Source organism: Pseudarthrobacter sp. NPDC059871 (assembly GCF_042731175.1).
Lineage (GTDB): Bacteria > Actinomycetota > Actinomycetes > Actinomycetales > Micrococcaceae > Arthrobacter.
Genome location: NZ_JBHWJV010000003.1, coordinates 12,876 through 24,836, shown reverse-complemented (window position 1 = coordinate 24,836; position 11,961 = coordinate 12,876). Strand labels below are relative to the sequence as shown.

Annotated in this window: 11 protein-coding genes; 7 read left to right on the top strand and 4 right to left on the bottom strand. The window is 67.6% G+C overall.

Translation table 11 applies throughout. The annotated features are described in order from the left end of the window. Positions 1–18 precede the first annotated feature (18 nt). From ACFV4R_RS05175 to ACFV4R_RS05165, 3 genes are all read right to left on the bottom strand, one after another. Positions 19–762 carry a hypothetical protein gene (locus ACFV4R_RS05175; protein ID WP_377201617.1) on the bottom strand — a complete coding sequence of 248 codons (744 nt, stop codon included), beginning with the start codon at positions 760–762 and terminating at the stop codon, positions 19–21. A 196-nt stretch (positions 763–958) separates the two neighbouring features. Next, positions 959–1,999 (bottom strand): NAD(P)-dependent alcohol dehydrogenase, encoded by a 1,041-nt coding sequence (locus ACFV4R_RS05170; RefSeq protein ID WP_377201618.1) that lies wholly within the window; start codon positions 1,997–1,999, stop codon positions 959–961. 117 nt (positions 2,000–2,116) lie between these two features. Continuing rightward, a complete protein-coding gene (locus tag ACFV4R_RS05165) occupies positions 2,117–2,518 on the bottom strand; it encodes a cupin domain-containing protein (protein WP_377201619.1) in 402 nt (133 codons plus the stop codon). A gap of 139 nt (positions 2,519–2,657) precedes the next feature. Between ACFV4R_RS05165 and ACFV4R_RS05160 the strand changes: the two genes are divergently transcribed. Continuing rightward, positions 2,658–3,551, top strand: coding sequence for a helix-turn-helix transcriptional regulator (locus ACFV4R_RS05160; protein ID WP_377201620.1), 894 nt, complete (start codon positions 2,658–2,660; stop codon positions 3,549–3,551). Between the two features lie 94 nt (positions 3,552–3,645). Here the strand turns inward: ACFV4R_RS05160 and ACFV4R_RS05155 are convergent, their stop codons facing one another. Further along, complete coding sequence (locus tag ACFV4R_RS05155; protein ID WP_377201652.1) at positions 3,646–4,776, bottom strand: PQQ-dependent sugar dehydrogenase; 1,131 nt, start codon at positions 4,774–4,776, stop codon at positions 3,646–3,648. Positions 4,777–4,916: 140 nt separating this feature from the next. Between ACFV4R_RS05155 and ACFV4R_RS05150 the strand changes: the two genes are divergently transcribed. The 6 genes from ACFV4R_RS05150 to ACFV4R_RS05125 all read left to right on the top strand — a co-directional run bounded on the left by ACFV4R_RS05150 (position 4,917) and on the right by ACFV4R_RS05125 (position 11,888). Beyond that, positions 4,917–5,804, top strand: a complete 888-nt coding sequence (locus ACFV4R_RS05150) for a hypothetical protein (protein WP_377201621.1) — start codon at positions 4,917–4,919, stop codon at positions 5,802–5,804. 519 nt (positions 5,805–6,323) lie between these two features. Next, complete coding sequence (locus tag ACFV4R_RS05145) at positions 6,324–7,424, top strand: ABC transporter substrate-binding protein (RefSeq protein ID WP_377201622.1); 1,101 nt, start codon at positions 6,324–6,326, stop codon at positions 7,422–7,424. After that, entirely contained in the window at positions 7,421–8,278 is an 858-nt protein-coding gene (locus tag ACFV4R_RS05140) for an ABC transporter permease (protein WP_377201623.1), read from the top strand. Before ACFV4R_RS05145 ends, ACFV4R_RS05140 begins: the two co-directional genes overlap by 4 nt. Then, positions 8,254–9,090, top strand: a complete 837-nt coding sequence (locus ACFV4R_RS05135; RefSeq protein ID WP_377201624.1) for an ABC transporter ATP-binding protein — start codon at positions 8,254–8,256, stop codon at positions 9,088–9,090. The genes ACFV4R_RS05140 and ACFV4R_RS05135 overlap by 25 nt, the downstream gene beginning before the upstream one ends. A 24-nt stretch (positions 9,091–9,114) precedes the next feature. Then, on the top strand, positions 9,115–10,494 hold the full coding sequence (locus tag ACFV4R_RS05130; RefSeq protein WP_377201625.1) for an LLM class flavin-dependent oxidoreductase: 1,380 nt from the start codon (positions 9,115–9,117) through the stop codon (positions 10,492–10,494). Continuing rightward, positions 10,494–11,888: an LLM class flavin-dependent oxidoreductase gene (locus tag ACFV4R_RS05125; protein WP_377201626.1), complete on the top strand. Its 1,395-nt coding sequence runs from the start codon at positions 10,494–10,496 to the stop codon at positions 11,886–11,888. Before ACFV4R_RS05130 ends, ACFV4R_RS05125 begins: the two co-directional genes overlap by 1 nt. Positions 11,889–11,961: the final 73 nt, after the last annotated feature.

The following is an 11,961-nucleotide window of genomic DNA, read 5'->3' as shown; positions in this document are numbered from 1 at the left end:
ATCCCGCCGGAGACTTCCCTAAGTTGCCGGGCGGAGCGACGTGATCATCCGGCGGATGTCCTGGTATTCGGCCGTGTCCATGTACTTCCGGGCTTGCTCCAGGTATGAAAGGTTTTCACCACCCGGAGTTTTGTTGTTCTCCGGGTTGTAGAACGCACCGAACATGGCGGCCGTGGGCGGCCACGTGAAGAACTGGAAGATGGGGCAGGCCAGGTCACCGGTGGGTGCGGCTGAAACCGTAATGCCGTAGGCCGCCGCCGGGGTGTTGGCAGGGCCGGGGGTGCTGCTGTTGCCCCGGGTTTCGAACACAAACCGCGGGACTGTTCCGGCCTGGGCCAGGGCAGGGAGCTGCTGGGACTCGAATTCGGTGTACGGGTACTTCTCCGTGCACGTGGATCCGGTGGCCATGTTGGTCCGCAGCGTCGCCAGCGGTTTCCCGGCCTCGTTGGTGACCTCGGCAAAGGCCCCGCCGCCTTCGGGCAGCTCTCCGGCGGGATCCCTGACGCTCCAGCCGGCGGGGTGGTCGAACACCAGCTGCCCGTCCGCCGTCGTAAACGTCTTCCAAGCGCCCTTCGTTGTGGTGGGCGCCGTGGTCGCGGTGGGCGCCGCCGTCGTGGTGGCAGGGCCTGGCGGCACGGTGCTGACAGGCGCGGTCCCGGAAACGGTGGTTGTCGCAATCGGCGGTGACGCCTGCTGTCCGCAACCACCCACGGCTACGGCAGCCAGGACCACAACGGGAAGCAGCCCGCTGAACGCTTTCATGACACCCTCCCGGGTCTCGGAAATGTCCTTCAATTGTGGGGCTGCATCCCTGTTTTAGACCGGGAGCCGTTCGATTGGCGCCCAACCGTAGTGTCGGATAACGAATAGCCTCCTGCGGCGAGATTCATCCGGACTTTAACGCAAGAACGGCGGCCGCGCTCCTTCCGGAGCGGGCCGCCGTCGCGCGTTTGCTGGGTTAGAGCGTGGCGGTATCGATCACGAAGCGGTAGCGGACGTCCGATGCCAGGACGCGCTCGTAAGCGTCGTTGATCTTCTCGGCCGGGATTAGCTCGATCTCAGCACCGATGCCGTGCTCGGCGCAGAAGTTGAGCATCTCCTGGGTTTCGCGGATGCCGCCGATCATGGAGCCGGCGAAGGACCGGCGTCCGCCGATCAGGGCGAAGGCGTTGACCGGAAGCGGCTCGGCGGGAGCACCCACGTTGACCAGTGCGCCGTCGAGGGTCAGCAGCTGCAGGTAGGAGCTGATGTCGATCGAGGCGCTTACCGTGTTGATGATCAGGTCGAAGTGTCCGGCGAGTTCGGAGAACGTGTTCTCGTCGCTGGTGGCGTAGTACTTGTCGGCGCCCAGGCGGAGGCCGTCTTCCTGCTTCTTCAGGGACTGCGACAGGACCGTCACTTCAGCACCCATGGCGTGGGCGATCTTGACGGCCATGTGGCCGAGGCCGCCGAGGCCGACGACGGCGACCTTCTTGCCGGGACCGGCGCCCCAGTGGTGCAGCGGGGAGTAGGTGGTGATTCCGGCGCACAGCAGCGGGGCGGCGACGTCGAGGTCCAGGCCTTCGGGGATGGTCACCACGAAGTCTTCGGTGACGACGACGTGGGTGGAGTAACCGCCCTGGGTGATGGTGCCGTCGCGGTCAACGGCGCCGTAGGTACCGACGTTGCCCTTGAGGCAGTACTGCTCCTCGCCCTTCAGGCAGTTCACGCACTCGCGGCAGGAGTTCACCATGCAGCCGACGCCGACGCGGTCGCCGACCTTGTGCTTGGTGACCTCAGCGCCAACCTCGGTGACGATGCCGGCGATTTCGTGGCCGGGGGCCAGCGGGTACTGCTGGGGGCCCCAGTCACCGCGCACGGTGTGGATGTCGGAGTGGCAGATGCCGGCGAACTTAATGTCGATCAGGACATCGTGGGGTCCGACTTCGCGGCGTTCGATGGTGGTTGCAACCAGGTCCTCGGTGGCGGACGGGGATGCGTATGCCTTGACGGTGGTCATGGTTCTCCTGTGCTTCTTGGGGGGATCTCTAAAATGCTACCGGCGCAATGCGCCTGGAATCTGCAAAACGGGCCTGCCTCGGTGGCCCTGTTGTACCTAGTACTGGCAGTCCTACCTTCAGCGGCCTTCGAACTGCTCGTCCGTGATGTGCTCGGCCCAGGCGGTGGTGGCGGCAGGGTCATCGTCGTTTTCGAGGATGGCGATGTGTTCCATGAAGGTACCGTTCGCCGAGGCGTGCCAATGCTCCTCCCCCGGCGGTGTGTAGAGGGTCTGGCCGGGGTGTACTTCGATGATGGTGCCGTCACGGCTGCCGAAGCGGGCCACACCCGAGGTCACGTGCAGGTACTGGCCGCGGGCGTGGGAGTGCCAGGCCGTGCGTGCGCCGGGGGCGAAGCGGACCTTGGCGACGACGGCGCGCTGCGCGGGTCCGTTCGGGGCCGCGATGAGGTCCACCCACACGTCTCCGGAGAACTGCTCCGGCGGGTTCTTGACGGTTTCTCGTGCTGGTTCGATGTTCATGGTGTTTCCTTCCGCCTCGGGGCTTTGCTTGGCCTTCCGTCCATCAAACCCGGTCCGCGGAGCGGTAGCGAGGGCCCTGCTGTAACGGGTTATGGCAGACCCTCCTTAGGGCCCGCGCATTAGTCGTAACGTGTCCTGTATGGATAACCGGGCCGAGGTACGGCAATTTCTTTCCACCCGCCGCGGGCGCATCACGCCCGAACAGGCCGGCATTGAACCGTACGGCGGGCGGCGGCGGGTTCCGGGTCTCCGCCGGGAGGAGGTGGCCAGGCTGGCTGGCGTCAGCGTGGACTACTACACGCGGCTGGAACGGGGGAACCTGACAGGGGTCTCGGACAGCGTGCTGGACGCTATCGCCGGAGCCCTGGAACTGGACCGCGCCGAGCACGACCATCTTTACGATCTCGCCCGCACCGCCAACACCTCGGGGCGGAAACGTGCCGGCGGTGCACCGAGTTCCGCCCCGACGGGCGTGCGGCCGGAGCTGCAGTACCTGCTGGACACCATCACCGGGGCTCCCGCGTTCATCGGCAACAACCGGCTGGACATCGTTGCTGCGAACACCCTCGGTTACGCCTTGTATTCGGACATGTACCGGGTTCCCGCCAGGCCTGCGAACCATTCACGGTTCATCTTCCTGGACCCCCGGGCGCACACCTTCTACACGGACTGGGAGCGCGCCGCGAACACCAACGTGGCCATCCTGCGGCGGGAAGCGGGCCGAAACCCGCACGACAAAGGCATTGCGGAACTCATTGGTGAACTGTCAATGCGCAGCGACGAGTTCCGGACGCGCTGGGCTGCCCACAACGTCCGGCGCCACTACGCCGGAACGAAATTCTTCCAGCACCCCGTAGTGGGCTTGCTGGAACTGAATTACCAGGTCCTGGGCCTGGAAGAGGACCCCGGGCACTCCCTGACGGTTTACCCGGCCACCCCCGGCAGCGCCTCGGACCAGGCCCTCAAGCTCCTTGCGTCCTGGGCGGTCACGGAACACATCGTGGAACTCGCGCAGGCGGGCGCCCGGAGCTGAACCACAGCTAAAAGAGGGGTTTGCCGGCTGATCAAATCCGCGGCGCGTTCCCGCCGACCATATTGATCACGGGCCGTATTAATCACAGACCAGATTAATCACGGGTCAGCGGGACTGCGAGGATCCGGTCATCGCCCTGCCGGGGACTGCCGCGGCCGTCGGTGTTGTTGGTGACCACCCACAGCTTGCCGCCCGGTGCCACCGTGACGTCGCGGAGCCGGCCGAACTCCCGTCCGAAGTGCTCCGTGGAGGTGGACGGATCCGAGACCGGAACGGACCGCAGCACCTGCCCGCGCAGGTTGGCGATGAACAGGGTCCCGCCGGAGTGGGCCATCCCGCTGGGGCTGGCCGAGCCTGGCTGCCACTGCTGCACCGGGTCCACGAAGCCGTCCCGGTCCGCGATGCCCTCCACCGTGGGCCAGCCGTAGTTTGAACCGGCGGTGATGATGTTGAGCTCGTCCCACGTGTTCTGCCCGAACTCGGTGGCGAACATGGTTCCGTCATCCGCCCAGGCGATTCCCTGCGGATTCCGGTGTCCGTAGCTGTAAACGAGGGACCCGGGGAACGGGTTGCCGGCCGGGACGGTGCCCTCGGGCGTTATCCGCAGGATCTTCCCGGCGAGCGCATCCCTGTCCTGGGCGTCATCCCGCCGGCCCGCGTCCCCGGTGGTCACGTACAGCATGCCGTCGGGCCCGAAGGCGATCCGGCCGCCGTCGTGGTTGCCAGCCGCCGGTATCCCGTCCAAGAGGGACCGCGGTTCGCCCAGGGACAGCGCGCCACGCGTACCGGTGACTGGGAAGCGTTGGACGCGGTTGCCGTCGTCCGCCGTCGAATAGACGAAGAGGTCGCCTGCGCTGCCCACGGCTATGCCGAGCAGGCCGGCTTCGCCGCGGGCGGCCACCCCGTCCACGGTGCCGATGGACCGGGCCGTACCGTCCGCGGCGAGCTCAAGGATCCGGCCGCTGTTGCGTTCACTGACCAGCGGAACGCCGTCGCGGAACACCACGGACCACGGGGCGGCCAGATCGGAAGCAACCGTCCCCGGATCCCCGGTGATGGCTGCTGCCGTGGGGGATGGAGCGACGGCAGCCGAGGAGGCCGGAGAGGACGGAGCGGGCGCCGACGAAGTTGGGGAAGCCGGCGTTCCTGTTGCAGGCGGAGGCGTTGGGCCCACCGTGCACCCCGCCAACCCCACCAGACTGGCGGCGAGCGCTGCGGAGACCATGAACCGCGCCGACCGGTCAGCGGACGGTGCACTCCCGGCACGCTGATGCGCTTTCACCACAGGCAGGCATGTAGTCATAGCTAGATCATCGCCTGCCTTCAATGGATGCGCATCCCCGACGCCCTACTAGGCTTGCCGTCATGGGGGATACACACGACGACGGTGGGACAAGACTGGCTGCAACGGGCGAGAGTGATGAACGCCAGCCCCGGGCGCTTTCACCTGCGGCGAAGGCCTTCAAGGCTGCGTCACCCTGGATTTGGCGGCTGTGCGGCGGCGCCTTCCTGCTCTTTGCCCTTGTCATGGCGGTAACCATTTTCGGAGATTTCGTAGATGTCCGGACCGTCCGCTGCGATGTGGTGTCTGCAGCACCGAGCACCAGCTCGGGAGGAACCCGCGGCTCCGCCTCCACCGCCGGGGTCCGGCTGGAAACATCGGACTGTGGTCCGGTGCACTACTCCGATGGCGTGTCCTTCGAGAACCGTGACCAGATTGCCGCGTCCATCTCGCCAGGCGCATACGAGTTCGACATGGGATGGTCTTCCCGCGTTTTGGGCGTGGACATGCGGCAAACCATGCCCACAGCCCGCGGGTACCGGGCCTACCACGACTGGATTGTTGACGGCGCGGCGTTCGGCTCGGAAGAGGACGCCAGGAATGCAGCCCTGGCCGCCCTCCGCGCCCTGGACGGGACGAACCACGGAGCGCTCATTGTGGAGTACGGCACCGCCCGGTTCGAAGCCGTTGGCTCAGCCAGTGTGGGATTCGTTTGCCATCGGAACAGCGACGCCGGAAACGCGGACCGGTGGTCGCTGCTGTGGGACTTCGGAGCCGGCGCCGGGTCCTCCACGGGCACCGTCGAGGTGCCCGTCGCGAACGGAACAGCCTCCGTGGCGGCTCGCAACGTGCACACCCTGGACCGCACCGTGGCAGCAGTGGAAGAGTTCTTCGCCGACCCCACGGCAACGCCGCCGGCGCCGGCCTGGGCCACCGGGAACATGGTCGAACGGACCCGGTTGGCCCGTTAGCAGCAGCTTCCGCACCGTCCAGTCACATGAAGCCCCGTTGCGGTTCGTGGCGCAGCGTTGCCTGTTTTGACCCTCCAGCGCGCCAATATTTAGCGCCGTTGCGTCCCGTTGAGCGTCCGCCACAAAGTGCTGGCCAAGCCCCTGACACGCGTGCTTAGGTAGTTCCCACGGTCCCGGCCAGGCCGCTTTGCAGCACGCACCAGCTTCAACCCGCGCCAGCCCAACCCGGCCCTATCAAGGACAGGAGGACCTGATGTCTGATACATCCAGCCGCATGCACCGCAGCACCACTTGGGGTCCGCACTGTTGCCGCCCCCGAATGTCTCCGCTCCGCCGAATGGCAGCAACACGGCGCTAGCTTCGGCCGCAGCCCCACAGATTTCCTTACACCGGGTGCCGGCGCGTCGGGCCTGATTCGTCCGACGCCGGCACTCCCCTTTCATCCTTTTCCCGCCTTCCGGGCCACGAGCTTTGGTTTGCCCTGCCCGGATTTGCCCGCATTCCTTCCGAAAGGCACCCATGTCCTTCGCAGCATCCTCTCCACCTGCTTTCACCCGGCGCCGTGCGCTCGGGGCACTCCTGGCGATTCCCGCCGTCGGGCTCCTCTCCGCCTGCGGCGGCTCAGCCACCGCCGGCGGTGAACGGATCAGCCAGGAGGCACTCGCCCCGCTGGCGGCATCGGTCCCGGCCGGCACCACCATCACAGTGGGCGACCCCAGCATTCGCGTTGCACTGGAACTTTCCGGCCTGAACAAGGAGCTGGAGGGCATCAACGTGGAGTTCGCCAACCTTTCCGGCGGGCCACAGACCACCGAAGCGTTCCGGGCCAACGCACTGGACGTCGGCTCGGTGGCGGACATCCCGCCCATCCACGCCACCTGGACGGGCCTTGACGTGCGCATCATCGCCGCCGTGTACCGCCAGGACGCAGTGAACCACCCCATCTACGAACTCGGCGTCGCACCCGGAGCCGGCATCACGAAGCTGGAGGACCTGCGCGGCAAAAAGGTGGCGTACAGCCCCGGCCAGGCACAGGGCGCCCTGGTGCTGCGCATCCTGGACAAGGCCGGCCTCAAGCAAGAGGACGTGAAGCTCGTGGAATTGCCCAGTACCGGCGACGCCTACGCCTCCGCGCTCTCCAGCAAGCAGGTGGACGCCGCGCCGCTGGGTGGCGTCCAGATCAAGCGGTACCTCGCCAAGTACAAGGCCGACGGTGCCACCACCCTCCGCCACGGCCTCCGGGATGACCCCGGCCACCTCTACTCCCCCGCCGGCGTCCTGGCAGACCCTGCCAAGGCAGCTGCGCTGGCCAAGTATGTGGAGGTGTGGGGCAAGGCCCAGCGCTGGGTGGAGGACCACCCGGAGGAGTGGCTGGAGGGCTACTACGTCAAGGACCAGGGCCTGTCCCGTGAGGACGGCCAGTACCTGATCGAAGCCACCGGCAAGCGGGACATCCCCACGTCCTGGACCGAGGCAATCGAACGCCACCAGCAGACCATCGACCTGCTGTCCCGCGAACAGAAGAAGCCCCAGTTGAAGGCCACGGACCTCTATGACACCCGGTTCGAGGCCATCGGTGGCACGTCCTTCGCCGCGGCCGCCAAGGTGGGTGCCGCGTGAGCGCCGTACTGGAGCGCCCCGCCGTCGAGCCCCACCTGGACCCGGACCTCGACAAGCGTGCGGACGTCCGGCCCACCGGAAAGCGGCTCGGCCCGGGACGGCGCCGCAGGTTCGCCTGGCTCCTGGGTCCCGGTGCCCTGCTGGCACTCTGGACCGTCACATCCGCCACCGGCATCCTCGATCCCCGGATCCTGTCCGAGCCCTGGACCGTGGTGGCCACCGCCGGCGAGCTGATCGCCGACGGCCGGCTCCAGGAGAACCTGGCCATCTCAGCCCAGCGCGCCGGCCTGGGACTGTTCTTTGGCATCGTGGTTGGCGCAACCCTGGCCCTCCTGGCCGGGCTCAGCCGGATCGGGGAAGCTCTGATCGACGGTCCCGTACAGATCAAGCGCGCCATCCCCGGCCTGGCCCTGATCCCCCTGCTGATCCTGTGGTTCGGCATCGACGAGACCATGAAGGTCCTCACCATCACCCTGGGCGTGTTCGTCCCGATCTACCTGCAGACCCACGCCGGGCTGCGCGGCATCGACCTGCGCTACGTGGAACTGGCACAGACCGTGGGCCTGAGCCGGGCCGGCTTCATCCGCAAGGTAGTGCTCCCCGGAGCCCTGCCCGGTTTCTTCCTGGGCCTGCGCTTCGCGGTCACCGGCGCCTGGGTATCCCTGGTGGTGGTGGAGCAGATCAACGCCACCAGCGGCATCGGCTACATGATGGAGCTCGCCCGCACCTACGGCCAAACCAACATCATCGTCCTCGGCCTGGCTGTCTACGGCATCCTTGGCCTTCTCTCCGACGGCATTGTCCGTTTCATCGAACGAAAGGCCCTCTCATGGCAGCGCACCCTGGCGGGCTGACCGCCGTCGCACACCGTCCGTCCACTGCCGCTCCGGCCGGCTCCCGTACCGCTTCCGGCACCGGTTCCACGGTGTCGGTGCGCGGCATGGTCCGCAGCTTCGGGCCCAAGGGCGTCCTGAACGGCGTGGACCTGGACATCGCGCCCGGCGAGTTCGTGGCACTCCTTGGACCCAGCGGCTGCGGCAAGAGCACCCTGCTCCGCGCCCTCGCCGGGCTGGACCACGACGTCCGCGGCAGCGGCGTCATCAGCGTCCCGGACCGGGTATCAGTGGTGTTCCAAGACTCCCGGCTGCTGCCGTGGGACACGGTACTGGGCAACGTCACCCTTGGGTTGAGGGAGCACGACGCCGAGAGCCGGGCACGCCGGGCCCTCGCCGAGGTGGGGCTCGCCGGCCGCGAAAAAGCCTGGCCACACGAGTTGTCCGGCGGTGAGCAGCAGCGCGTTGCCCTGGCACGGTCCCTGGTCCGCGAGCCGCAGCTCCTGCTGGCTGACGAGCCGTTCGGTGCGCTCGACGCCCTGACCCGCATCAAGATGCACGGCCTGCTCCAGGACCTCGTGGCCGCGCACCGGCCCGCGGTCCTGCTGGTCACCCACGACGTGGACGAGGCCATCGCCCTGGCGGACCGGATCGTGGTGCTGGACCACGGCCGGATCGCCACCGTACGCACTGTGGCACCGGAGATCGGATCGTCCGCTGATGCCGCCGGCCACGGAGCCCTCCGCCGCGACCTGCTGACCGCCCTGGGCGTCGAAGCCCCGAATGACCCGGAGCCCGTCCGCACCGCCCAGCCCGCCGTCGTCGGCCGTTAACCCATTCTTTCCAAGGAGCCTCCCATGAGCAGCACGCCCACTGAACCGCAGCGCCACCTCCACCTCAATGCCTTCCTGATGAGCACCGGCCACCACGAGGCCTCCTGGCGGCTGCCGGAAAGCGACCCGCAGGCAAGCACCGACGTGGAGCACTACAAGAACCTCGCCCGCACCGCCGAACGCGGCAAGCTGGACTCGATCTTCTTTGCCGATTCCCCCGTCCTGTTCGGCGAGGTGGGCCGCCGCCCCGCGGGCAAGCTCGAACCCACAGTGCTCCTGACCGCCATTGCCGGGGCCACGGAGCGGATCGGGCTGATCGCCACCGCCTCCACCACCTACAACGAACCGTTCAACCTGGCCCGCCGCTTCGCCTCGGTGGACTGGGCCAGCGGCGGACGTGCCGGCTGGAACGTGGTGACTACGGCCGGCCCGGACGCCGCCCGGAACTTCGGCGTGGACGATCAGCCCGCCCATGCCGTCCGGTACGAGCGTGCCGGCGAGTTCATCGAAGTGGCGCAGAAGCTGTGGGACAGCTGGCAGGACGATGCTGTACTGGCCGACAAGGAAGAGGGTGTCTGGGGCGACGCGGACAGGATCCGCACCGTGGACCATGAAGGCAAGCACTTCAAGGTCCGTGGCCCGCTCAACGTTCCGCGGTCCCCGCAGGGCCACCCGCTGATCGTGCAGGCGGGCTCGTCCGAGGACGGCAAGGAGCTCGCCGCGAAGTACGCGGACGCTGTCTTCACCGCGCACCAGACCCTCGCCGACGCGCAGGAGTTCTACCGCGACCTCAAGGCCCGCACCGCAGCTGCAGGGCGGGACCCGGAAACCATCAAGATCCTTCCCGGAATCGTGCCCGTCATTGGCGCCACCGTGGAGGAAGCCCTGGAGTTGGAGCGTGAACTGGACCGGCTGATCAAGCCCGAGTACGCCCGTATCCAGCTGGCCAAGACCCTTCGGGTGGCACCTGAGGACCTGCCGCTGGACCGCCAGCTGCCGGACAACCTGCCCAGCGAGGATGAGATCGAGGGCGCCAAGAGCCGCTACACGCTGATCGTGCAGCTGGCCCGCCGCGAGCAGCTCACCGTCCGTCAGCTGATCGGCCGGCTCGGCGGTGGCCGCGGGCACCGCACGTTCACGGGCACCCCGGTGCAGGTGGCTGACGCCATCCAGGAATGGTTCGACGGCGGCGCAGCGGACGGCTTCAACATCATGCCCCCGGTGCTCCCCGCCGGGCTGGAAACCTTCGTGGACCAGGTGGTCCCCATCCTCCAGGAGCGCGGGCTGTTCCGCACCGAGTACACCGGGCGGACGCTGCGGGAGCACTACGGCCTTGCCCGCCCGGAGAACCAGTACGCCCATGCGGCAGCTCCGGAGCTCGCCTCGATCGGTTCCGCATTCTGATGGGCCGGCAGCTGAAACTGAACCTGTTCATCTATCCGGGCGGCCACCACGAGGCAGCCTGGCGGCATCCGAAGTCCCACACCGAGCGGCTGCTGGACATCCGGTTCTACCAGGAGCTGGCGCAGCGCGCCGAAGCGGCAAAACTGGACGCGGTGTTCTACGCCGACGGGCCTGCGCTGGAAAGCAATGTCCAGTTCGCCACCCGGTTCCGGATCGAGCCGTTCACGTGGCTGTCCGCCATCGCGGTGGCCACAGAGCGGATCGGCCTGATCGGCACGGCCAGCACCACTTATCTGGAGCCCTACAACGCGGCCCGGCTGTTCGCCTCGCTGGACCACCTCAGCAATGGCCGCGCCGGCTGGAACATCGTGACCACCGGCGCGGAGCGGGCGGCGCAGAACTTTGGGCTGGACGAGCACCCGCCGCACGCTGAACGCTACGACCGGGCGGACGACTTTGTCCGCGTGGTGGGCAAGCTCTGGGACAGCTGGGAGGACGACGCCGTGGTGGCCGATGCCGGCACGGGGGTTTTCGCCGACACGTCACGTATCCACCCGGTGGAGCATGAGGGCAGATATTTCCGCGTGGCAGGGCCCCTGAACACGCCACGCTCCCCGCAAGGCCGCCCGGTGTACGTTCAGGCAGGTTCCTCAGAGGACGGCAAGGCCTTCGCCGCCGAACATGCGGAGGCAGTGTTCACGGCCCACCAGTCCCTGGAGAGCGCGCAGGCGTTCTACGCGGACATCAAAGCCCGGGCGGCGGCGTTCGGCCGGGACCCCGGCCAGCTCCTGGTGCTGCCCGGCATCAGCCCGTACCTGGGCTCCACCGAAGCGGAAGCGAAAGCGTTGAAGCAGGAGTTCGACGAGCTCACCCAGCCGGAATACGGGCTGGGGATCCTGCGGAAACTGCTGGGCATCGACCTGGACGGAGTGCCGCTGGACGGTCCCTTCCCGCCGGAGCTGCTGGCCACCGCGGGCAAAGCCGGCAGCCGCAGCCAGCTGGTCCTGGAGATCATCCGCCGCGAAAACCTCACCGTCCGGCAGGTGCTGCACCGGTTTGCCGGCGCCCGCGGACACTACGTTTTTGCCGGGACTCCCGTGCAGGTGGCGAACGAAATCCAGCGCTGGTTTGAAGGCGGCGCCGCGGACGGGTTCAACATCATGCCGCCGTGGCTGCCCGGGGGCTTCGATGCGTTCGCCGATGAGGTGGTCCCCATCCTGCAGTCACGCGGCCTGTTCCGCACCGAGTACTCCGGCCGGACACTGCGTGAGCACTTCGGCCTGCAGCGCCCCGAAAGCCAATACAGCCGGGGCCCGCACACGCCCGGCCAGCCCGGCGCCGTCCAGCGAAGCCCGCAGCTTCCCAGCCAGCCGCTACTGGGAGCAAACGCATGACCGAATACCGTCACCTCGGTTCCATGCGCCGCCGCCGCATCCGCTGACCCCTCCTTTAGACTGGCCCCTTGAC